At 70.8% G+C, this 21,704-nt stretch carries 22 protein-coding genes; 15 read left to right on the forward strand and 7 right to left on the reverse strand.

Going from position 1 to position 21,704, the window contains the following annotated elements; all coding sequences use genetic code 11:
- Nucleotides 1–3 precede the first annotated feature (3 nt).
- On the reverse strand, nt 4–414 hold the full coding sequence (locus tag OG470_RS23815) for a YciI family protein (RefSeq protein WP_328426566.1): 411 nt from the start codon (nt 412–414) through the stop codon (nt 4–6).
- Between the two features lie 256 nt (nt 415–670).
- On the opposite strand from OG470_RS23815, the gene OG470_RS23820 reads away from it, so the two are divergent.
- From OG470_RS23820 to OG470_RS23840, 5 genes are all read left to right on the forward strand, one after another.
- A complete protein-coding gene (locus tag OG470_RS23820) occupies nt 671–2,194 on the forward strand; it encodes a sugar ABC transporter ATP-binding protein (protein WP_328415599.1) in 1,524 nt (507 codons plus the stop codon).
- Nucleotides 2,191–3,252 (forward strand): ABC transporter permease, encoded by a 1,062-nt coding sequence (locus tag OG470_RS23825; protein ID WP_328415601.1) that lies wholly within the window; start codon nt 2,191–2,193, stop codon nt 3,250–3,252. The genes OG470_RS23820 and OG470_RS23825 overlap by 4 nt, the downstream gene beginning before the upstream one ends.
- Nucleotides 3,242–4,297 carry an ABC transporter permease gene (locus OG470_RS23830; RefSeq protein WP_328415603.1) on the forward strand — a complete coding sequence of 352 codons (1,056 nt, stop codon included), beginning with the start codon at nt 3,242–3,244 and terminating at the stop codon, nt 4,295–4,297. The genes OG470_RS23825 and OG470_RS23830 overlap by 11 nt, the downstream gene beginning before the upstream one ends.
- Before the next feature lie 37 nt (nt 4,298–4,334).
- The gene (rhaS, locus tag OG470_RS23835) at nt 4,335–5,420 is read left to right on the forward strand and encodes a rhamnose ABC transporter substrate-binding protein (protein WP_328415605.1); all 1,086 of its coding nucleotides are present in this window, start codon (nt 4,335–4,337) and stop codon (nt 5,418–5,420) included.
- A gap of 65 nt (nt 5,421–5,485) precedes the next feature.
- A complete protein-coding gene (locus tag OG470_RS23840) occupies nt 5,486–5,860 on the forward strand; it encodes an L-rhamnose mutarotase (protein ID WP_328415607.1) in 375 nt (124 codons plus the stop codon).
- Between the two features lie 102 nt (nt 5,861–5,962).
- On the opposite strand, the gene OG470_RS23845 is transcribed toward OG470_RS23840, so the two are convergent.
- Nucleotides 5,963–7,075 carry an RNA-guided endonuclease InsQ/TnpB family protein gene (locus tag OG470_RS23845; RefSeq protein ID WP_328415608.1) on the reverse strand — a complete coding sequence of 371 codons (1,113 nt, stop codon included), beginning with the start codon at nt 7,073–7,075 and terminating at the stop codon, nt 5,963–5,965.
- A gap of 100 nt (nt 7,076–7,175) precedes the next feature.
- Between OG470_RS23845 and rhaI the strand changes: the two genes are divergently transcribed.
- From rhaI to OG470_RS23875, 6 genes are read left to right on the forward strand one after another with little or no spacing between them, the layout of a single operon-like run.
- Nucleotides 7,176–8,357: an L-rhamnose isomerase gene (rhaI, locus tag OG470_RS23850; protein ID WP_328415609.1), complete on the forward strand. Its 1,182-nt coding sequence runs from the start codon at nt 7,176–7,178 to the stop codon at nt 8,355–8,357.
- Nucleotides 8,358–8,393: 36 nt separating this feature from the next.
- Nucleotides 8,394–10,427 carry a bifunctional aldolase/short-chain dehydrogenase gene (locus OG470_RS23855; RefSeq protein WP_328426568.1) on the forward strand — a complete coding sequence of 678 codons (2,034 nt, stop codon included), beginning with the start codon at nt 8,394–8,396 and terminating at the stop codon, nt 10,425–10,427.
- 30 nt (nt 10,428–10,457) lie between these two features.
- Nucleotides 10,458–11,897 carry a rhamnulokinase gene (locus OG470_RS23860; RefSeq protein ID WP_328415611.1) on the forward strand — a complete coding sequence of 480 codons (1,440 nt, stop codon included), beginning with the start codon at nt 10,458–10,460 and terminating at the stop codon, nt 11,895–11,897.
- Between the two features lie 2 nt (nt 11,898–11,899).
- Nucleotides 11,900–12,682, forward strand: coding sequence for a (Fe-S)-binding protein (locus OG470_RS23865; RefSeq protein ID WP_328415613.1), 783 nt, complete (start codon nt 11,900–11,902; stop codon nt 12,680–12,682).
- A 17-nt stretch (nt 12,683–12,699) separates the two neighbouring features.
- A complete protein-coding gene (locus OG470_RS23870; protein WP_328426570.1) occupies nt 12,700–14,133 on the forward strand; it encodes a LutB/LldF family L-lactate oxidation iron-sulfur protein in 1,434 nt (477 codons plus the stop codon).
- Nucleotides 14,130–14,732, forward strand: coding sequence for a LutC/YkgG family protein (locus OG470_RS23875; protein WP_328415615.1), 603 nt, complete (start codon nt 14,130–14,132; stop codon nt 14,730–14,732). Before OG470_RS23870 ends, OG470_RS23875 begins: the two co-directional genes overlap by 4 nt.
- A 23-nt stretch (nt 14,733–14,755) precedes the next feature.
- On the opposite strand, the gene trxA is transcribed toward OG470_RS23875, so the two are convergent.
- The 3 genes from trxA to OG470_RS23890 all read right to left on the reverse strand — a co-directional run bounded on the left by trxA (nt 14,756) and on the right by OG470_RS23890 (nt 16,740).
- Complete coding sequence (gene trxA, locus OG470_RS23880) at nt 14,756–15,100, reverse strand: thioredoxin (protein WP_442930956.1); 345 nt, start codon at nt 15,098–15,100, stop codon at nt 14,756–14,758.
- On the reverse strand, nt 15,073–15,462 hold the full coding sequence (locus OG470_RS23885; RefSeq protein ID WP_328415617.1) for a MerR family transcriptional regulator: 390 nt from the start codon (nt 15,460–15,462) through the stop codon (nt 15,073–15,075). The genes trxA and OG470_RS23885 overlap by 28 nt, the downstream gene beginning before the upstream one ends.
- Nucleotides 15,463–15,534: 72 nt before the next feature.
- On the reverse strand, nt 15,535–16,740 hold the full coding sequence (locus OG470_RS23890) for a D-alanyl-D-alanine carboxypeptidase family protein (protein WP_328415619.1): 1,206 nt from the start codon (nt 16,738–16,740) through the stop codon (nt 15,535–15,537).
- A 257-nt stretch (nt 16,741–16,997) separates the two neighbouring features.
- Between OG470_RS23890 and OG470_RS23895 the strand changes: the two genes are divergently transcribed.
- Nucleotides 16,998–17,456, forward strand: a complete 459-nt coding sequence (locus tag OG470_RS23895; RefSeq protein WP_328415621.1) for a YdeI/OmpD-associated family protein — start codon at nt 16,998–17,000, stop codon at nt 17,454–17,456.
- Between the two features lie 38 nt (nt 17,457–17,494).
- Here OG470_RS23895 and OG470_RS23900 read toward each other — a convergent pair whose 3' ends face one another.
- On the reverse strand, nt 17,495–18,373 hold the full coding sequence (locus OG470_RS23900) for a hypothetical protein (RefSeq protein WP_328415623.1): 879 nt from the start codon (nt 18,371–18,373) through the stop codon (nt 17,495–17,497).
- The gene (gene shbA, locus OG470_RS23905; RefSeq protein ID WP_328415625.1) at nt 18,370–18,948 is read right to left on the reverse strand and encodes an RNA polymerase sigma factor ShbA; all 579 of its coding nucleotides are present in this window, start codon (nt 18,946–18,948) and stop codon (nt 18,370–18,372) included. Before shbA ends, OG470_RS23900 begins: the two co-directional genes overlap by 4 nt.
- A 165-nt stretch (nt 18,949–19,113) precedes the next feature.
- Between shbA and OG470_RS23910 the strand changes: the two genes are divergently transcribed.
- The 3 genes from OG470_RS23910 to OG470_RS23920 are packed head-to-tail and all read left to right on the forward strand — an operon-like array spanning nt 19,114 to nt 21,702.
- On the forward strand, nt 19,114–20,130 hold the full coding sequence (locus OG470_RS23910) for an ABC transporter ATP-binding protein (RefSeq protein ID WP_328415627.1): 1,017 nt from the start codon (nt 19,114–19,116) through the stop codon (nt 20,128–20,130).
- Nucleotides 20,127–20,897, forward strand: coding sequence for an MlaE family ABC transporter permease (locus OG470_RS23915; protein WP_328415629.1), 771 nt, complete (start codon nt 20,127–20,129; stop codon nt 20,895–20,897). Before OG470_RS23910 ends, OG470_RS23915 begins: the two co-directional genes overlap by 4 nt.
- Nucleotide 20,898: 1 nt before the next feature.
- Nucleotides 20,899–21,702 (forward strand): MlaE family ABC transporter permease, encoded by an 804-nt coding sequence (locus tag OG470_RS23920; RefSeq protein ID WP_328415631.1) that lies wholly within the window; start codon nt 20,899–20,901, stop codon nt 21,700–21,702.
- The last annotated feature ends 2 nt before the right edge of the window (nt 21,703–21,704 follow it).

Raw genomic sequence — 21,704 nt, forward strand, 5'->3', positions numbered from 1 at the left:
GGGTCAGTCCTCCGACGGCGTTCCGGACATGACCTCCCGGACGTCGATCCACTCGTACAGCGGCGTGCCGCCGGGGCCGGGCTCGGAGGACACGTACGCCGCGAGCTCGACCGCGCGCTCGTGGGACTCGACATCGATCATGTACCAGCCCGCAGCCAGGTCGCTGGTCTCGGGGTGCGGGCCGTCGGTGGTGACGGGCGCCGCGTCCGGACCGCCGTAGCGCACCCAGGTGCGTGCCGGCGTGAGCGCCTGCGCGTCGACGTACTCGCCGTTCTTCTCGAGCAGCTCGCTGACGTGCCGGAGGAAGGCCATGTGCGCCTCCACGTCCTCGGGCGCCCACTGGTCCATCGGGGGCACGGGACGGTGCGGCTCCGGGCCGCCGCGGTAGTGCTTGAGGAGCAGGTACTTCGGCATCGTGGTCTCCTGGTGTCGTGGGCCGCGCCCGTCGAGGCCCTTCATCTGGTGAGCGGAGCCGGCCGGCGCTTCTCGACATCATGCCGCTCGTAAAAAGCGAAGAGCTGACGAACAGTCCCGGTCGGCCGCCGCCGATGCCGGCGGAGGCACGGTGCATCAGCAACAGGGAAGAAATCACGGCGAAACTCTTGACGCTCTCGAAGGCCGGCCCCTACGGTCCATGCACGACTCATGAAACGATTCAGGAGGGGATCGGATGACCGCCGACGCACCAGGCACGGACAGCGCTCCGCTGCTGGTCCTCGACGGCGTGACGAAGTCCTTCGGGGCCGTCGCCGCGCTGCGCGGGGTGCACCTGGCGCTGCACTCCGGTGAGGCCCACGCCCTGGTCGGCGAGAACGGGGCGGGCAAGTCCACCCTGGTGAAAATTCTGGCCGGCGCGCACGCACCGGACTCCGGCGGGATGACCCTGGACGGGCAACCGCTGCGGCTGCGCGGTCCCGCCGACGCCCGGGCCGCCGGCATCGCGGTCATCTACCAGGAGCCGACGCTCTTCCCGGACCTGTCCGTGGCGGAGAACATCTTCATGGGCCGGCAACCGCTGCGCGGCCTGCGTCGCATCGACACAGCGGCGATGAACCGCGACGCCGAGCGACTGTTTCAGCGGCTGGGGGTCCGGATCGACCCGACCCGCCCCGCGCGTGGGCTCTCCATTGCCGACCAACAGCTCGTCGAGATCGCCAAGGCGATCTCGTTCGACGCGCGCGTCCTGGTCATGGACGAGCCCACCGCCGCGCTCTCCGGTGTGGAGGTCGAGCGGCTCTTCGCGGTCGCCCGGTCGCTCTGCGAGGGTGGGGCGGCGGTGCTGTTCATCTCGCACCGGTTCAACGAGGTGTTCGACCTGTGCCATCGCATCACCGTGCTGCGCGACGGCGCCTGGGTCTCCAGCGACCACGCCGCCGACCTGAGCGTCGACGAGGTGGTGCGGCGGATGGTCGGCCGGGACGTCTCCTCGCTCTACCCGAAGCAGGACGCCGAACTGCGGGACACCCTGCTCGAGGTCCGTGGGCTGACCCGCGCCGGTGTCTTCACCGACGTGTCGTTCTCCGTCCGCGGCGGGGAGATCGTCGCACTCGCCGGGCTGGTCGGCGCCGGGCGCAGCGAGGTCGCCCGCGCCGTCTTCGGCGTCGACCGCTACGACACCGGCGAGGTGCTGGTCGCCGGCCGGGCCGTCCCGGCGGGGAACCCGGGCCGGGCTATCACCGCTGGCATGGCGCTGGTCCCCGAGGACCGACGGCAGCAGGGCCTGGTCATGGAGCTGTCGGTGGAGCGCAACGCCACCCTGGCCCGCCGCCGGGCACTGAGCCGGCTGGGCCTGCTGCTCGGCGGTGCGGAGCGTGCCGAGGCCCGCCAGTGGACGCGGCGGCTACAGGTGAAGGCCTCCCGGCTCGGCGCGCCCGTGGCCACCCTCTCCGGAGGCAACCAGCAGAAGGTCGTGCTCGCCAAGTGGCTGGCCACCGAACCACGGGTCCTGATCATCGACGAACCCACCCGTGGCATCGACGTCGGCACCAAGTCCGAGGTGCACCGGCTGCTCTCGGAGCTGGCCGGCGAGGGCCTGGCGATCCTCATGATCAGCAGCGAACTGCCCGAGGTGCTCGGCATGGCCGACCGGGTCCTGGTCATGCACGAGGGACGACTGGTCCGCGAGCTGCCCCGGGCCGAGGCGGACGAGACCTCCATCATGTTCGCCGCCACCGGTCAAGGAGCGACCGCATGAGCCTCACCGACGCCGGCGCTCCCGAACGGGCCGCCGGGAACGCCCCGACCGACCCCGGTCGGCAGCGCCGTGGCCTCACCGAGCGGCTGCTCGCCGTACGCGAGCTGAGCCTGCTGATCGCGCTCGGCGTGCTGGTCCTGGTGACCACCCTGCGCAATGATCGGTTCCTGAGCGGCCAGAGCATCAAGGACCTGCTGCTGGGCTGCGCGATCCTGGTGATCCTGGCGGTCGGCCAGACCCTGGTCATCGTCACCCGCAACGTCGACCTCTCGGTCGGCTCGATCCTGGGTCTGGTCGCCTTCGCCACCGGCTCGCTGTTCCTCTCCGCACCCGGTACGCCGTGGCCCGTGGCGCTCGTCGTGGGTGTCGCGCTGGGCGCGCTGTGCGGCGCGGTCAACGGCGGCCTGATCGCGGTGGCCCGGGTGCCCGCCCTGGTGATCACGCTCGGCACCCTCTACGCCTTCCGCGGCGTCGACTACTACTGGGCGTCCGGCCGGCAGATCAACGCCGCCGACATGCCCCCGTCGTTCCTGCGGCTGGGCAACCAGACGGTGCTCGGCGTACCGGTGCTGTTCCTCGTCGCGCTGGTCGTCGTCGTCGCCGTCGGCTTCTACCTGCGCTCCTACCGCAGCGGCCGGGAGCTGTACGCGATCGGTTCCGAACCGGCCGCCGCCCGGCTCTCCGGCATCCCGGTGGGTCGACGGGTGTTCGCCGTGTTCGTCGCCAACGGCGCGCTCGCCGGGCTCGCCGGCGTGCTGTACGCGGCCCGGTTCGGCACCCTCGACGCGGCCGCCGGCACCGGCCTGGAACTCCAGGTCGTCGCCGCCGCCGTGGTCGGCGGGGTGGCGATCTTCGGCGGCAGCGGCAGCGCCTACGGCGCGGCGCTCGGCGCCGTGCTGCTGACCACGATCGGCAGCTCGCTGGCCGTCCTGCGCATCGATCCGTTCTGGCAGCAGGCCGTGGTCGGCGCACTCATCCTCGCCGCCATCGGGCTGGACCGGCTCCTGGCCCTGCGGGTGGCGGCCCGGCTCCGAGGGAGAAGCGCGCATGGCGCATGACAGCCTGTACGCCGCACCGCCCACCGCCGAGGCTGAGCCCGGCGCGGGCCGCCTCGCCAGCCTGCGCGGGCTGCTCGGCTCCTGGGACGCGGTGATCGTCGCCGCCCTCGTGGTGGCCGTGCTGGTCGCCAGCCTGACCGTGGAGAACTTCGCCACCGGCCGCAACGCCCAGTTCCTGCTGCTCGACCTGATGCCGTTGGCGCTCATCGCGCTGCCGATGACCCTGATCGTGATCACCGGCGAGATCGACCTCTCGGTGGCCAGCATGGTCGGCCTGTGCAGCACCCTGATGGGGCAGCTCTGGCTCTCCAGTGGACTGTCCCTGGAGCTGATTTGTGTCCTCGTGGTGCTGCTGGGCGCCGTGCTCGGCGCGGTGAACGGCCTCTTCGTCACCGGCTTCGGCCTGCCGTCGCTGGCGGTGACCATCGGCACGCTCGCCCTCTACCGGGGGCTGTCCTTCGTCGTGCTCGGCGACCAGGCGGTCGCGGACTTCCCGGCCGACTGGACCGCCGCCGTGGTGCGCAACATCCCCGGCACGTCGATCCCGGTCGTGGTGGTGCCGCTGCTGGTGCTCGCCGTGATCTTCGGGGTCGTGCTGCACGCCACCGCGGCCGGTCGCGCGCTCTACGCCATGGGCAACAACGACCAGGCCGCCACCTTCACCGGCGTCTCGGTGGCCCGGACGAAGTTCTGGCTCTTCGTGGTCTCCGGTGCGGTGTGCGGGCTGGTCGGCATCCTCTGGACCCTGCGGTACGCCAGCGCCCGTGGCGACAACGCCACCGGCCTGGAGTTGACCGTGGTGACCGCCGTGCTGCTCGGCGGTGTCTCGATCTTCGGCGGTCGGGGCGCGCTGCTCGGTGTGCTGGCCGGCGTGCTGCTCCTCGGCGTCCTGCGCAACGCGCTGCAACTCGCCGACGTCGACGCCAACGCGCTGACGATCGTCACCGGCAGCCTGCTCATCGCATCCGTCGTGCTGCCCAACGCCGTCGCGGACATCCGCGCCCGGCTGCACCGTCGACGACAGCGGCACCCCGTCGCTTCGTGACGTCCCCCGCGTACCAACCACCCCCGGAAGGATGACGATGTCCGCGTACCGCAGAGGCCTCCGTGTCGGGGCCACCAGCCTCACCCTCGCCGCACTGCTGCTCAGCGCCGCTGCCTGTGGCGGCACAACCCGGGACAACTCCAACAACGATGCCGGCGCTGGTAACCAGGCGAGCGGCGCCGCCAATCCCGACGCCGCCATCAAGGAAGGGCTGAAGATCGCCTTCCTGCCGAAGGCGCTGAACAACCCCTACTTCACCGTCTCGGACAACGGCGGCAAGGACGCGGTCACCGAGATCAAGGGCGAGTTCAAGGAGGTCGGCCCCTCCGAGGCCAGCGCCTCGTCCCAGGTCAGCTACGTCAACACCCTGTCCCAGCAGGGCATGGACGTGATCGTCACCTCGGCCAACGACCCGAACGCGATCTGCGGGGCGCTCAACCAGGCCAAGGCGGCCGGCGCGAAGATCGTCACCTTCGACTCCGACACCAAGCCGGAGTGCCGCCAGATCTTCGTCAACCAGGTGACCGCCGAGGGCATCGCCGAGAACCAGGTCAAGCTCATCTCGCAGCAGATCGGCGGCGAAGGCGAGATCGCCATCCTCTCCGCCACCGCCAACGCGACCAACCAGAACGCCTGGATCGCGCTCATGAAGGACGAGCTGAAGAAGCCCGAGTACAGCAAGATCAAGCTGGTCACCGTGGCGTACGGCAACGATGACGACCAGAAGTCCTTCCAGGAGACCCAGGGTCTGCTGCAGTCGTACCCCAACCTCAAGGGCATCATCTCCCCGACCACGGTCGGCGTCGCGGCGGCCGGCCGCTACCTCAGCGGGTCGCAGTACAAGGGCAAGGTCAAGCTGACCGGGCTGGGCACCCCGAACCAGATGCGCCAGTACGTCAAGGACGGCACCGTCGACGCGTTCGCCCTGTGGAGCCCGGCCGACCTCGGTTACCTCGCGGCGTACGCCGGAGCGGCACTGGCCTCCGGCCAGATCACCGGCGCCGAGGGCGACAAGTTCAAGGCCGGCAAGCTCGGCGAGTTCACCGTCGGCAAGGACGGCGTGGTCATCCTCGGCCCGCCCACCGTCTTCGACAAGAGCAACATCGACCAGTTCCAGTTCTGACCGCCCTCCCGGTCGGTGCCGGCGCACGCCGCGCCGCACCGACCGGGGGAGCCGACGGGAGAACCATGCCCCGCGTCTGCTTCACCCTCCAGGTCGACCCGGACCGACTGGACGAATACCGCGCCCGCCACTCGCGGGTCTGGCCGGAGATGCTCACCGCCCTGGCCGAGAGCGGCTGGCACGACTACTCGCTCTTCCTCCGCGAGGACGGCCTGCTCGTGGGCTACCTGGTAACCGACGACTTCGCGGCGGCCCAGGCCGCCATGCAGGAAAGCGACGTCAACGCCCGCTGGCAGGCGGAGATGGCGCCGTACTTCGTCGACCTCGACAACGGCGCCCCCGACCGCGCCATGCGGCCGTTGGACGAGGTCTTCAACCTTGAGGCGCAGCTCGCCGCGCAGAGAGACGGGAGAAACACCTTGACATCCTCCCGGCCCTAAAGAGCCGGGATTCCCCACGGTCACCCGTGAGGGTTCCTGTTTCATCGCCGACTGCCCGCGAGGAGAACTCCTTTGAGGTCTTACGTCAGCTCCACAGGCGTTTTACCTCTCCGCCAGCCCGGCGGCGAGGATGTTCTTGGCTGCGTTGACGTCCCGGTCATGAACCGCTCCGCACCCGGGGCAGGTCCACGACCGGACGGCAAGCGGCATGGTGGTGTTGATTCGGCCACACGTCGAGCAGGTCTTGGACGACGGATACCACCGGTCGATGGTGACCACCTTGCGCCCGTACCAGGCGGCCTTGTACTCCAGCATCCCGCGCAGGTCCGACCAGGCCGCGTCGGAGATGGCGCGGGCCAGGCTGTGGTTGCGGAGCATGTTGCGCACGCTGAGGTCTTCGATCACGACCGTTTGGTTCTCGCGGACGAGTCGGGTGGTCAGCTTCTGCAGGTGGTCCCGTCGCCGGTCGGCGATCCGGGCGTGCACGCGGGCGACCTTGACCCGGGCCTTAGCCCGATTCTCGGAGCCTTTGGCCTTGCGGGCCAGGCTCCGTTGGGCCTTGGCCAGCTTCTTGCGGTCGGCCCGCTCGTGCTTGGGGTTGGCAACCTTCTCCCCGGTGGACAGGGTGACCAGGGTGGCGATCCCGGCGTCCACCCCGACGGACGACCCGACCGCCGGCAGGGGCTGCACGGTGGGGTCCTCGACGAGCAAGGACACGAACCACCGGCCGGCGGCGTCGCGGGACACCGTGACCGTGGACGGCTCCGCACCATCGGGCAGCGGTCGGGACCAAACGATGGAAAGAGGCGTGTCCATCTTGGCCAGGGTGAGCTGCCCGTCGCGCCACCGCAACGCCGACCGGGTGTACTCGGCCGACGCACGGGACCTGCGCTTGGACTTGAACCGCGGGTACCGGGATCGCTTGTCCCAGAATGCGGCGAAGGCGCCCTGGAGATGCCGCAAGCTCTGCTGGAGCGGGACCGAGGACACGTCGTTGAGGAACGCCAGATCCTCGGTGCGCTTCCACTCGGTCAGCATCGCGGAAGTCTGCACGTAGGTGGTCCGTTCGCGGTCCACCGCCCATGCCCGGGTCCGCGCCTCCAGCGCAAGGTTGTAGACCTTGCGCACGCACCCGAACGTTCGGTTCAGCTGATCGGCCTGTTCGCGGCTCGGATAGAAGCGGTACTTGAACGCACGCTTCACCAGCTCACCCACGCCTCACACTGTAGCAATGCATTCTGTAAGCCGAGACTTGAGAGGGGGGAGCGGCGTTTCCTCCCGGCCCTGAACGGCCGGGCTCCACGCCGCGAACCAGATGACGCAGCCTGACGCCCAGACCTTCGAGCGGGTCAAGCAAGCCCTGCGCGGCCAGCGCATCGAAACCCCGTCCTGGGCGTACGCCAACTCCGGAACCCGGTTCAAGGTGTTCCCGCAGGAGGGCGTTCCGCGCAATCCGTACGAGAAGATCGCCGACGCGGCGGTCGTGCACCAGCTCACCGGCGTCGCGCCGACGGTGGCCCTGCACATCCCGTGGGACCGCGTCGACGACTACGCCGACCTGGCCGCGTACGCGGGGGACTACGGAGTCAGCCTGGGCGCGATCAACGCCAACGTCTTCCAGGACAACGACTACAAGCTGGGCAGTGTCACCAACCCGGATCCGGGTGTGCGCCGCAAGGCGATCGACCACCTGCTCGAGTGCGTGGACATCATGGACCGCACCGGCTCCCGTGACCTGAAGCTCTGGTTCTCCGACGGCACCAACTACCCGGGCCAGGACGACATCCGGGCCCGGCAGGACCGGCTCGCGACGGCGCTGCGCGAGACCTACGACCGGCTCGGCGACAACCAACGGCTGCTGCTGGAGTACAAGCTGTTCGAGCCGGCCTTCTACGCCACCGACGTGCCGGACTGGGGCACCGCGTACGCGCACTGCCTGGAGCTGGGCCCGAAGGCGCAGGTGGTCATCGACACCGGGCACCACGCGCCGGGCACCAACATCGAGTTCATCGTGGCGATCCTGCTGCGCGCCGGGAAGCTCGGCGCCTTCGACTTCAACTCCCGCTTCTACGCCGACGACGACCTGATGGTCGGTTCCGCAGACCCGTTCCAGCTGTTCCGGATCATGCACGAGATCATCCGCGGTGACGCGCTGGCGCCGGAGGCCGGCATCGCCTTCATGCTCGACCAGTGCCACAACATCGAGCCGAAGATCCCGGCCATCATCCGCTCGGTGCTCAACGTGCAGGAGGCGACGGCCAAGGCGCTGCTCGTCGACCCGGACGCGCTCGCCGCCGCGCAGCGGGCCGGCGACGTGCTCGGCGCCAACGCCGCGCTGATGGACGCGTACAACACCGACGTCCGGCCGCTGCTCGCCGAGCTTCGGACGGACCTGGGTCTGGACCCGGACCCGATGGCCGCGTACGCCCGCTCCGGATACTTCGACAAGATCCGCGCCGAACGCGCCGACGGCCAGCAGGCCGGCTGGGGCGCCTGACCACACCGAAGAACGCAGACTGGGGACGTGAGAAAGATGCAATCCGAGGTTCAGGCGCTGATCGCGCGCAGCAACCGGCTCGGTGCCGACCCGACGACGACGAACTACGCCGGGGGCAACACCTCTGCCAAGGGCGAGGACACCGATCCGGTTACCGGCGGCCCCGTCGAGCTGCTCTGGGTCAAGGGCTCCGGCGGTGACCTCGGCACCCTCACCCGGGCCGGTCTGGCGGCGCTGCGGCTGGACCGGCTCCGGGCCCTCGTCGACGTCTATCCCGGCATCGAGCGGGAGGACGAGATGGTCGCCGCCTTCGACTATTGCCTGCACGGTCGGGGCGGGGCGGCGCCGTCCATCGACACCGCGATGCACGGACTGGTCGACGCGGCGCACGTCGATCACCTGCACCCCGACGCCGGCATCGCGATCGCCGCGGCCGCCGACGGGCCGGAGTTGACCAAGGAGGTCTTCGGCGACCGGGTGTTGTGGGTTCCGTGGCGGCGGCCCGGCTTCCAGCTCGGCCTGGACATCGCCGCGGTGGCGCGGGCCAACCCGCAGGCGATCGGTGTGATCCTCGGCGGGCATGGCATCACCGCGTGGGGTACGACCAGCGACGAGTGCGAGCGCAACTCGCTGGAGATCATCCGGTCCGCGCAGGCGTTCCTCGACCAGCGGGGAAAGGCCGAGCCGCTCGGCCCGGTCATCAGCGGCTACGAACCGCTGCCAGCCGACGAACGACGGCGGCGGGCGGCGGCGCTGTTCCCGGTGTTGCGTGGCCTCGCGTCCACCGATCGACCGCAGGTGGGTCACTTCACCGACAGTGACGTGGTGCTGGACTTCGTGGCGCGGGAGAGGCACCCCGCGCTCGCTGCCCTCGGCACCTCCTGCCCGGACCACTTCCTGCGCACCAAGGTCCGCCCGATGGTGCTCGACCTGCCACCCGCGGCGCCGCTCGACGACGTGATCGCCCGTCTCAAGGAGCTGCACGCCTCCTACCGCGACGACTACCGCGGCTACTACGAGCGGCACGCCACCCCGGACAGCCCTCCGATGCGCGGTGCCGACCCGGCCGTCGTCCTGGTGCCGGGTGTGGGCATGTTCAGCTTCGGTGCCAACAAGCAGACCGCCCGGGTCGCCGGGGAGTTCTACGTCAACGCCATCAACGTGATGCGTGGCGCGGAATCGGTGTCGAGGTACGCGCCGATCGACGAGGCCGAGAAGTTCCGGATCGAGTACTGGGCGCTGGAGGAGGCGAAGCTCCAGCGCATGCCGAAGCCGAAGGCCCTCGCCACGCGGATCGCGTTCGTCACCGGCGGTGGCTCCGGCATCGGCCGGGCGATCGCCCACCGGCTCGCCGCCGAGGGCGCCTGCGTCGTGGTCGCCGATCGGGACGCGGGGGCGGCCGCCGCCGTCGCCGCGGAGATCGGCAGCACCGACGTGGCGGTCGCCGTCGCCGCCGACGTCAGCGACGGTGACGCCGTGGCCGCCGCCCTGCGCGAGGCGGTGCTGGCCTTCGGCGGGGTGGACCTGGTCGTGAACAATGCCGGGCTGTCGCTGTCCAAGTCGCTGCTGGAGACGACCGAGGCCGACTGGGACGTCCAGCACGACGTGATGGCGAAGGGCTCCTTCCTCGTCTCGCGGGAGGCCGCGCGGGTGCTGCTGGCGCAGGGGATGGGCGGAGACCTCGTCTACATCTCCAGCAAGAACTCCCTGTTCGCGGGCCCGAACAACGTGGCCTACGGTGCGGCCAAGGCCGATCAGGCCCACCAGGTCCGGCTGCTCGCCGCCGAACTCGGCGGCCACGGCATCCGGGTCAACGGCGTCAACCCGGACGGGGTGGTCCGCGGCTCCGGTATCTTCGCCGGTGGTTGGGGTGCGCAGCGGGCGGCCGTCTACGGCGTGCCGGAGGAGAAGCTCGGTGAGTTCTACGCCCAGCGCACGCTGCTCAAGCGGGAGGTGCTGCCCGAGCACGTCGCCAACGCGGTCTTCGTGCTCACCGGCGGGGAGTTGTCGCACACGACGGGGATGCACATCCCGGTGGACGCCGGGGTCGCCGCGGCCTTCCTCCGCTGAGTACGGTTCAGCGGAGATGAGGACGATGTGGTGAGTGCGGCCGCGCACCTCGCCGCCGTGGACGTGGGTGCGTCCAGCGGCCGGGTGATGGTCGCGCGCGTCAGCCCCGGGAAGCTGGAGCTGACCGAGGCGCACCGGTTCCGCAACGAGCCGGTGCGGGTGGCGGGCACCCTGCACTGGGACATCCTGGCGCTCTACCGCGGCGTCCTCGACGGCCTGCACGCCGCCGGTCCGGTCGCCAGCATCGGCGTCGACACCTGGGCGGTGGACTACGGGCTGCTCGACGCCACCGGTGCGCTGCTCGGCAATCCGGTGCACTACCGCGACGGGCGTACCGACGGCGTCGGCGACCGGGTGGCGAAGCAGTTGGGGCAGGAACGGCTCTACACCACGACCGGGCTGCAGCACCTGCCGTTCAACACCCTCTACCAACTCGTCGCCGCCGCCAACACGCCGCAGCTGGACATGGCGCACCGGCTGCTGCTGGTCCCGGACCTCATCGCGTACTGGCTCACCGGCGAGGTCGGCGCCGAGGTCACCAACGCCTCCACCACCCAGCTGTACGACCTGCGTCGGCGCGCCTGGGCGACCGACCTGATGGCCGACGCGGGGATTCGCAGCGAGCTGTTCCCGCCGCTGCGGGAGCCGGGCACGCGGATCGGCCCGGCCCTGCCCGCACTGGGCCTGCCCGGAGGCCCCGCCGTGGTGGCGGTGGGATCACACGACACCGCGTCCGCCGTGGTGGGCGTACCGGCCGCCGGTGAACACTTCGCCTACATCTCCTGCGGCACCTGGTCGTTGGTCGGGGTCGAGCTCGACGCCCCGGTGCTGAGCGAGCCGAGCCGGCGGGCGAACTTCACCAACGAGTCCGGCGTCGACGGCACGTTCCGCTACCTGCGCAACGTGATGGGCCTGTGGCCACTGCAGGAGTCGCTGCGCACCTGGGGCACCACCGACCTGGCCGCCCTGCTCCGGCAGGCGGCCCGGGAGCCGGCCTTCCGCTCCGTCGTGGATCCGGACGACCCCGCGTTCCTGCCGCCCGGCGACATGCCCACGCGCATCGCCGATGCCTGCCGCCGTACCGGCGAGCCGGTGCCGGTGACCCGGGCGGCCACGGTCCGGTGCATCCTCGACAGCCTCGCGTTGGCGCACCGGCGCGCCGTCCGTCAGGCGCAACTGCTCGCCGGTCGCCACGTCGACGCCGTGCACGTCGTCGGCGGCGGGGCTCGCAACGAGCTCCTGTGCCAGCTCACCGCCGACGCCTGCGGCCTGCCGGTGCTCGCCGGGCCGGTCGAGGCCACCGCGCTGGGCAATGTCCTCGTGCAGGCCCGCGCTCTCGGCATCGTCGGCGGCGACCTGTCGGCGCTGCGGGCCGTGCTGCGCGAGACCCAGCAGATCGTGCGCTACGAGCCACGAGGCGCCGAGACGACGTGGCGGGCGGCAGCCCAGCGTCTCGGATGGGAGGACTGAGGATGCGAATAGCGCTGTTCGTCACCTGCCTGGCCGACACCATGTTCCCCGAGGCGGCCAAGGCGACGGTGCGGCTCCTGGAACGGCTCGGTCACGAGGTCGTCTTTCCGCAGGACCAGACCTGCTGCGGGCAGATGCACATCAACACCGGCTATCCGGACGACGCGCTGCGGCTGGTACGCCGGCACGTGCGGACCTTCGCCCCGTACGACGTGGTGGTCGCCCCCTCCGGCTCGTGCGTCGGTTCGGTGCGGCACCAGCACGCGGTGGTGGCCCGCAGGGCCGGCGACGAGCGGTTGGCCAGTCGAGCCGAGGAGGTCGCCAGCCGCACGTACGAGCTGTCGGAGCTGCTCGTCGACGTGCTCGGGGTGACCGACGTCGGCGCCTTCTATCCGCACCGGGTGACGTACCACCCGACCTGCCACTCGCTGCGGATGATCCGGGTGGGGGACAAGCCGCTGCGGCTGCTGCGTCAGGTCCGCGGCCTGGACCTGGTGGAGCTGCCGCAGGCCGAGGAGTGCTGCGGCTTCGGCGGCACGTTCGCCGTGAAGAACGCGGACACCTCGACGGCGATGCTGGCCGACAAGATGCGCCACGTGCTGGCCACCCGGGCCGACGTGTGCACCGCCGGGGACGCGTCCTGTTTGATGCACATCGGCGGTGGACTGTCCCGCCTCCGGGCTGGAGTGCGGACCGTGCACCTCGCGGAGATCCTGGCCAGCACCGAGCCCACCGGCAACCCGGTCGAGCAGGCGCAGCGGCAGACCGGCGGGGTGCGGGCGTGACCCGGACCTTCCTCGGTATGCCCGCCACCGCGCCGCGCGGCGTCGGACACCTGCGCGGCGAGGAGCCCTTCCCGGTCGCGGCCCGGCGGAGCCTCGCCGACGCCCAACTGCGCCGCAACCTCGGCCACGCCACCGCCACCATCCGCGCCAAGTCGGCAGCGGTCATCGACGAGGTCCCCGACTGGCAGGAGCTGCGGGAGGCCGGGCGGGCCATCAAGACCGACACGATGGCCCGGCTGCCCGAGCTGCTCCAACAGTTGGAGGTGGCGGTCACCGCGGCCGGCGGCACCGTGCACTGGGCCGCCGACGCCGTCGAGGCCAACCGGATCGTGACCGACCTGGTCAGGGCCACCGGCAGCGACCGGGTCATGAAGGTCAAGTCGATGGCCACCCAGGAGATCGGCCTCAACGAGGCACTGGAGGCGGCCGGCATCGAACCGGTGGAAACCGACCTCGCCGAGCTGATCGTCCAACTCGGGCGGGACAAGCCCAGCCACATCCTGGTACCCGCGATCCACCGCAACCGCGCGGAGATCCGTGAGATCTTCCTGCGCGAGATGCCCGGCGTCGACCCGGCGTTGACCGACGACCCGGCGATCCTGGCGGCCGCGGCCCGCCGTCACCTGCGTCGTACGTTCCTCAGCACCCGCGTCGCGGTCTCCGGGGCGAACTTCGCGGTAGCCGAGACCGGCACCCTCGCGGTGGTCGAGTCCGAGGGCAACGGCCGGATGTGCCTCACCCTGCCGGACACCCTGATCACCGTGATGGGCATCGAGAAGGTCATCCCGACCTGGGCCGACCTTGAGGTGTTCCTGCAACTGCTGCCCCGGGCCTCCACCGGCGAGCGGATGAACCCGTACACCTCCATGTGGACCGGCGTCACGCCTGACGACGGGCCACAGGACTTTCACCTCGTGCTGCTGGACAACGGCCGCAGCGCGGTTCTCGCCGACGAGGTCGGTCGCCAGGCGCTGCACTGCATCCGATGCTCCGCCTGCCTCAACGTCTGTCCCGTCTACGAGCGCACCGGTGGGCACGCGTACGGCTCCGTCTACCCCGGGCCGATCGGTGCGGTGCTGTCACCGCAGCTGACCGGCGTGGAGGACAACGCCTCCCTGCCCTACGCCTCCTCGCTCTGCGGGGCGTGCTTCGACGCCTGCCCGGTGAAGATCGATATCCCGTCGATCCTGGTGCATCTCCGCGCCCAGCACGTGGCGGCCTACCGGAGTGAGCATCGCCTGCCGAGCGCCGAGGCGATCATCATGGCCGCCGCCGCGTACACCATGGACCACCCGGCGATGTACGAGGCCGCGCAGCGCGCCTCGCGGGCCGCCCGTCTCGCCGGCCGGCGAGGCCGCGGCCTGCCTCCGCCGCTGTCCGGCTGGACCATCGGCCGCGACCTGCCGCAGCCGCCGCCGCAGACGTTCCGCGAATGGTGGGCGCGACGATGACCTCCCGTGAGTTGATCCTCGGCCGCCTCCGCGCGGCTCTCGGCGCGACGCCGACCACCTCCGGCGACGTGCCGCGGGGCTACCGGCCAGCCGGCGGTGCCGTGGACCTCGACGTGCTGGTGCACCGGCTCACCGACTACCGGGCCACCGTGCACCGGTGTGCCGACGGCGAGGTGGCGCAGGCCGTCGACACGATCCTTGGTGGCCGACGCGTCGTCGTCCCGCCCGGGCTGCCCCGGCGCTGGTTGCCCGACACCGTCGACGTGCTGACCGACGACAACCTCCCGAGGGAACAGGTCGCCGCGGCCGACGGGGTGGTCACCGCGGCGGCGGTCGCCGTCGCCGAGACCGGGACGGTCATCCTCGACGCGGCCCCCGACCAGGGGCGGCGGGTCATCACGCTGCTGCCCGACGTGCACATCTGCGTCCTGCGTACCGATCAGGTCGTCGCGGGTGTGCCGGACGCCCTCGCGCGCCTCGACCCGCACCGCCCGCTCACCTGGATCAGCGGGCCGTCCGCCACCAGCGACATCGAACTCAACCGGGTCGAGGGCGTGCACGGCCCCCGGCACCTGCACGTGGTGCTCGTACCCCGCTGAACCGCACCGGCGGTGGGCACGCGTTACAACCCCGCCTGTGCGGTCAGGGTCTGTCGCAGGTAGCTCTTCGGCCTCGACCCCACGGTCGATCCGACGACCTCGCCCCGGCGGAACACCAGCAGCGTCGGCAGGGACATGACGCCGTAGTTGCGCGTGGCCGTCGGGTTCTCGTCGGAGTTGAGCTTGGCCACGACCATCCGGTCGCCGAACTCCTGGGCCAGCTCGGCGAGGCTCTTCTCGATCGCCTTGCAGGGCGGGCACCACTCCGCCCAGAAGTCGACCACCACCGGCCGGTCGCTGGCCAGCACCAGTTCGGTGAACGTGTCGTCGGTGACGGTGACTAGCGAGCGAATTTCCGTTTGGGGCATGTTTCCTCCCGGTGCGCGATGGCATGGGTGAGCTGGGTGTGTAGCTGTTGGCGTACGGCGCCGAGCCGGTCGATGACGGCGTCGACCTCGACGAGCTTGCGTCGCAGCACCAGCACCGAGTCCGGGCAGACGTCGCCGGACGTGTTGCCGGCCCGAAGACAGGCGACGAACGGACGGACGTCGTCGAGGCCGAAGCCGACAGCGAGCAGCCCTCGGATCTCACGGACGACCCGTAGCTCCGCCTCGTCGTAGACCCGGTAGCCGTTGGCGGAGCGCTGTGCCCGTACCAACCCGTGTGCCTCGTAGTAGCGCAGGGTGCGGGTACTCGTGCCGGCCCGCTCAGCCAGTTCGCCGATCAGCATCCGACCTCCTCCACCAGCCCGTCGCAAGCACGCTAAACCTTGTCGCCAGCGTCAAGGCAAGGCGGCGGCTCGCTACCGTCGGGCGGGTTGCTGCCGCGCAGCTCTGCGCCGCCACGGGGCGGCCAGGATCAGGACGGCCAGCAGGACGGCGGTGCCGAGGCTCAGCCCGGTGAGCAGCGGGATCGAGGATTCCTCGGCCTGAGCATGGTGCTCGCCCTTGACCGGGACCACTGGGCTGTCGTGCTTCTTCTCCTCGGGCGTGACCAGTTGTCCGACGGACGCGTGGGGAGGCAGGGCGAAGCCCCAGTTGAGCAGGGCTGCCGCCTCTCCGAGACTCCCCAGCGGAGCGGTCTCCGCTCCTAGCAGGGTCACTGCCAGCCGTCGACCGTTGCGTTCGGCCACACCGACGTACGTCTGACGAGCCAGGTCGGTGAAGCCCGTCTTCCCCCCGAGTGTCCCGGGATAGTTGCCCAGCAGCGTGTTGTCGTGAGTGATGGCGAATGCCGGGTTTCTCGGCTGTGCCGGTATCTGCGCCACCCTCGTTGCGATGTATCGCCGGAAGTCCTCCCTGGCGAAGGTGGCCCGTGCGATCAGCGCGAGGTCGTATGCGCTGGTGTACTGGCCGGGGCCGTCCAGGCCGGAAGGCGTCGCGGCGTGGGTCTGGTTCGCGCGCAGTCGACGTGCTTCGTCGTTCATCGTCTCGACTCCGCCCGGCCTACCCGCGGCGCCGCCGCCGACCCGAGCCAGTACGTTGGCCGCGTCGTTGCCCGATTTGAGCAGGAGCCCCAGCCACAGGCTCTCGACGGAGTACCGGCCACCCTCGACGACCCCCATCAGCGAGCTGGCTGGGTCGAGATCGCGCAGATCCGCCCTGGTCACTTCCACCATCTGGGCTGGATCGAGGCGGGGCATCAGGGACGCCGCCAGCAGCAGTTTCTGCACGCTGGCCGGCGTTCGGAGCTCGTGGGGGCCGCACCCACCCAGGACCTCACCACTGTTGAGGTCGGCCACGAGCCATGAGGTGGCGGTCAGTGCCGGCGTCATCGGCGCACCCGCGGGAATGGCCAGCCCTGCCGTCGCCAGCGCCTGCCCGCCGACCGCCCGGTCGGTGGGGTCGACCGGTGGTGGGGACGGTATCGCGGGCGGCGGCGCCGGCGGCTTCACGGCCGGGCACGGCACGGACGGCGCGGCCACCGCCGGTGTTGGTGGCAGGACCGCCACCGCGGGCAGGACCAGGATGGCGCTGAGCGTCACTGCGGTAAACCGATAGTCGGTCACGTTAACGAACGGTAATCGTCAACGAGGCTGGCGCGGTCCGATTGGCGAAAGCGCGTGGGGTGACCTGGGCAAAGACGTCGGCGAAGGCATCGGCCGCAGCGACGGGGCATTGCGTTCGGGCAGGCCGTCTGGGTCGTTACCGTCCGAGATGACGTCGTCTATACGTCTTTTCTGCGAGACGGTATTGGTTGTTCACAAAAGTGCCATCGCTGCTTGTAATGGGCAGCGCTTCGCGCCGTGGGCCTACTGTCGTCGACATGAGATTTCGTACGACGCTGTTCCTCGGCGGCAAGACGGCCACCGGTATGACGGTGCCGGCGGAGATCGTGCAGGCCCTCGGCTCCGGCAAGAAGCCGCGGGTGACGGTCACGATCAACGGCTACACCTACCGGAGCACGGTGGCCGTCTACGGCGGGGAGTTCATGCTCCCGGTCGCCGCCGAGGTGCGCGTCGGTGCGGGCATCGCGGCGGGGGACGAGATCGACGTCGACCTGGAGTTGGACTCTGCGCCGCGGGTTGTCGACGTTCCGGCGGATCTGGCCGCCGCGCTCGACGCGGCGCCGGGCGCCAGGCGGCAGTTCGAGGCGCTGTCGTACTCCAACAAACGCCAGCACGTGCTTTCGGTCGACGGCGCGAAGACCCCGGAGACCCGGCAGCGGCGGGTGGCCAAGGCCGTCGCGGCGCTGCTCGACCTGGATGCCCAGCGCGGCGGCTAACTGGACGAGCAGCAGGGTTGACCGGACTCGTGGTTCGGTCAGCCGAGCAGATCGCCGGTCGGCAGTGGCAGCGGCAGTCCGGGTAGCGACGGCAACACCGACGGGAGCGGCACCGACGGCAGCGGCAGTCGTGGCAGCGTCGGGTTGGCGCCGGATGTCGGCGAGTCCGTCGGCGCGGGACGCGGTGGCGCTGGTGCCGTCCCGCCCGGTGTCGCGGCGCCGGAGGGCTCGGGGGCGGCGGCCGTCGACGCCGCGGGTGGCGGCGTCGGTGCCAGCGGGGACGTCGCGCAGCGGGGCCAGCCGGGGCATCCGTGCGCGGCCAGGTCCCGCAGGACGGCATCGATGTCGGCGCGCAGGCGGGTGGCGTCGGCCGGGTCGGTGATCCTGCCCAGGTCCCGCTGGGCCTGGTCGATCAGCTGTCGGGCCTCGTCGTACCGTCCCGCCGCGACGGCCTCGCGGGCGAGGCCGGTGGTGTGTTCGACGCCGAGCACCTCCGCCCGTTCGGGATGGAGAACCTTGGTCAGCGACCACAGCGGACTGGTCGGCCCGGCGTCGCGGCTGGCGACCCCCAGCCCCGTCGCCAGCATGAGGGCGGTGACCACGGCGGCGGCCAACCCCAGGGCCCGCCGTCCGAGCGGTTGCCACCGGGGCGGGCCGGGGACGGGGCCGGTGGGGGCGCCGGCCCGGAGCTTCCGGACCCGACGGTCGGGAGGTGGCGGGTCGGCGCGGACTGCGCCGTCGACCACGGTGTCCGGCAGGTCGGCGGTGACGTCGGCGCGCCAGGCGGCCAGCATCGCCGTGAGGCCGTCGGCGTCGGCCACCTGCTCGCCGCGGCCGAGCGCGGCGAGGAGCAGGTCGTCATGGTCGATCGCGGCGAGGTCCAACTCCTCGCCACCGTCCGGTCGGGGCTCGCTCATGCCGCCACCTCGTCAAGTCCGTCGCCGGCAAGCGTACGGAGCCGGGCCAGGGCACGGGACTGGGCCACCCGTACGGCCGGCGCCGACATGCCGAGGATCGAGCCGACTTCCTCGGCGGTGAGACCGACCGCCACCCGGAGGGTGATGATCTCCCGTTGGACGTCGGGGAGGCGGTGCAGCAGCACCGAGAGTCGGCGGGCCAGATCGGTGGCGACAGCCTGCTGCTCCGGACCCGGTGTGGTGTCCGCCTGCTCAAGGTGGGTGTCGGGGACGGCGACGGCGGCGCCGCGGACCGCCGCGCGCAGAGCGTCGGCGACCTTGTTCGCGGCGATGGCAAAGACGAACGCGGAGAACGGCCTGCCCTGGTCGCGATAGCGGGGAAGGGCCTTCAACACCGCCAGGCAGACCTCCTGGGCGACGTCGTCGGCGGTGGTGTACGCCCCACCGACGCGGCCCAGCCGGGCCCGGCAGTAGCGGACCAGCCCCGGCCGCACGGTGGTGAGCAGGGCAGCGAGCGCCGCCCGGTCACCGTGGGCGGCCAGGTGGACGAGCTCTGGCTCGATCGCTGTGGTCATGGGGACGCGAGACACCTTCGTTACCGGCCGGTTAACCGCACGCTATCGAGACGTACGCCACTTTGCCTAGTTCACCTTCGGTGTTGGTGACGTAGCGCAAAGAAGTTGTTGCGCCCGGCCGGATCGCCGCGATGTCTCAGGTAGCGACCCGGGAAGGGAGGGCGGATGGGCGTCGAGGTGGCGGTGCAGGGGCTGACCAAGTCCTTCGGTGGCCAGCCGGTCTGGTCGGACGTCAGCCTGACCCTGCCGGCCGGCGAGATATCCGTGCTGCTAGGCCCGTCCGGCACCGGCAAGTCGGTGTTCCTCAAGACCCTGGTGGGGCTGCTACGCCCCGACGCCGGGTCGATCTGGATCGAGGGCAAGGACCTGCCCCGGCTCTCGGAGCGGGCGTTGTACGAGGTGCGCAAGCTGTTCGGAGTGCTGTTCCAGGATGGCGCGCTGTTCGGCTCGATGACGATCTACGACAACGTGGCCTTCCCGCTGCGGGAGCACACCCGCAAGTCCGAGTCCCAGATCCGCGAGGTGGTCACCGAGAAGCTCGACATGGTCGGCCTGGTCGGCGCCGAGAAGAAACTGCCGGGGGAGATCTCCGGTGGGATGCGCAAGCGGGCCGGCCTTGCCCGCGCGCTCGTGCTTGACCCCCGCATCGTCCTGTTCGACGAGCCCGACTCCGGATTGGACCCGGTTCGCACCGCGTACCTGAACCAGCTGATCATCGATCTGAACCAGCGGACCGGGGCGACCTTTCTGATCGTCACGCACGACATCAACACCGCGCGCACGGTGCCCGACAACATCGGCCTGATCTACCACGGGCACCTGGCCATGTTCGGGTCGCGGGAGATGCTGCTGTCCAGCACCGAGCCGGTGGTGCGGCAGTTCCTCAACGCCCAGCGGATCGGACCGATCGGCATGGCTGAGGAGAAGGACGCCGAGGAGCTGCGAGCCGAGGCGGACGCCGGCGTGGAACTGCCGCCGCTGCCGCCCATCCCGCTGCAGCTGCCGCCGTCGGACGGACTGCCCCGCGCCGCCGAGCGGCCACCGGGGCAGTGGTGCCGGGAGCACGGCGTCACCCCGCCACCCGGCTCCTTCGCCGGGCTACGCGACGCCGAACAGCCCACCGTCGCGCTGAACGGACCGCCGGCCGGGGACGGGCGGCAGGGAGCGGGGGTCCCCGGATGAGCGGCCCCGTCACCGCCGTACGGCACATCGGGGAGTTCTTCGCGTTCTGCCTGGACACACTGCGCGGCCTCGGCCGGCGACCGGTGCAGGTCCGCGAGTTCCTCCAGCAGGCCTGGTTCATCAGCTCGGTGTCGATCCTGCCCGCCGCGCTCGTCTCCATCCCCTTTGGCGCGGTCATCGCGTTGCAGCTCGGCTCGCTGGTCCGTCAGCTCGGGGCGCAGTCGTTCACCGGCGCGGCGTCGGTGCTCGCGGTGGTCCGTGAGGCGGGGCCGATCGTCACCGCGCTGATCATCGCTGGCGCGGGTGGCTCGGCGATCTGCGCCGATCTCGGCTCTCGGAAGATCCGCGAGGAGCTCGACGCGATGCAGGTGTTGGGCATCGATCCCATCCACCGCCTCGTGGTACCCCGGGTGCTCGCCTCGATGCTGGTCGCCGTGCTGCTCAACGGCCTGGTCAGCGTGGTCGGGGTGGCGGGTGGCTACCTGTTCAACGTGGTCCTGCAGGGCGGCACACCCGGCGCGTACCTGGCCAGCTTCCAGGCCCTGGGGCAACTGCCCGACCTGCTGGTGGGTGAGGTCAAGGCGCTGCTGTTCGGCGCTGCCGCCGCGCTGGTCGCCTCGTACAAGGGGATGACCGCCAAGGGCGGCCCGAAGGGGGTCGGCGACGCGGTCAACCAGAGCGTGGTGATCACCTTCATGCTGCTGTTCGCGCTGAACTTCATCGTCACGGCCGTGTACTTCCAGGTCGTACCGCAGAAGGGAAGCTGACGTGCTGGTGCTGCGGTACCTCGACAACCTGGGCGGACAGCTCGCCTTCTACCTGCGGGCGTTCGCCTGGGCGCCGCGAACGGTGCGCCGCTACAAGCGTGAGGTGATACGGCTGCTGGCGGAGGTGAGCTTCGGCTCCGGCGCGCTCGCCGTGCTCGGCGGCACCGTCGGTGTCATCTGCTTCCTGACGTTCTTCACCGGCACCGAGGTCGGACTGCAGGGCTACCAGGCGCTCAACCAGCTCGGCAGCAGCGCCTTCACCGGTTTCGTCTCGGCGTACTTCAACACTCGGGAGATCTCCCCGCTGGTCGCGGCGCTGGCCCTGTCGGCCACCGTGGGCTGCGGGTTCACCGCCCAGCTCGGGGCGATGCGGATCTCCGAGGAGGTGGACGCACTCGAGGTGATGGGGGTGCCCTCGCTGCCGTTCCTGGTCACCACCCGCATGATCGCCGGATTCCTCGCGGTCATCCCGCTGTACGTGGTGGGGCTGCTCGCCAGCTACCTGGCCACCCGCACCATCGCCGTGCACTACTACGGCCAGTCGGCCGGCACCTACGACTACTACTTCCACCTGTTCCTGCCACCCGAGGACGTGCTCTGGTCCTTCGGCAAGGTGCTCGTGTTCAGCGTGATCGTGGTGCTGGTGCACTGCTACTACGGCTACACCGCCAGCGGCGGGCCCGCCGGCGTCGGCGTCGCGGTCGGACGGGCCGTCCGGCTCGCCATCGTCGCGGTCAACATCGTCGATTTCTTCCTGTCGCTGGCCATCTGGGGCGCGACCACCACCGTCCGGATCGCGGGGTGAGC

It is taken from the genome of Micromonospora sp. NBC_00389, from assembly GCF_036059255.1.
Classification (GTDB): Bacteria; Actinomycetota; Actinomycetes; order Mycobacteriales; family Micromonosporaceae; genus Micromonospora.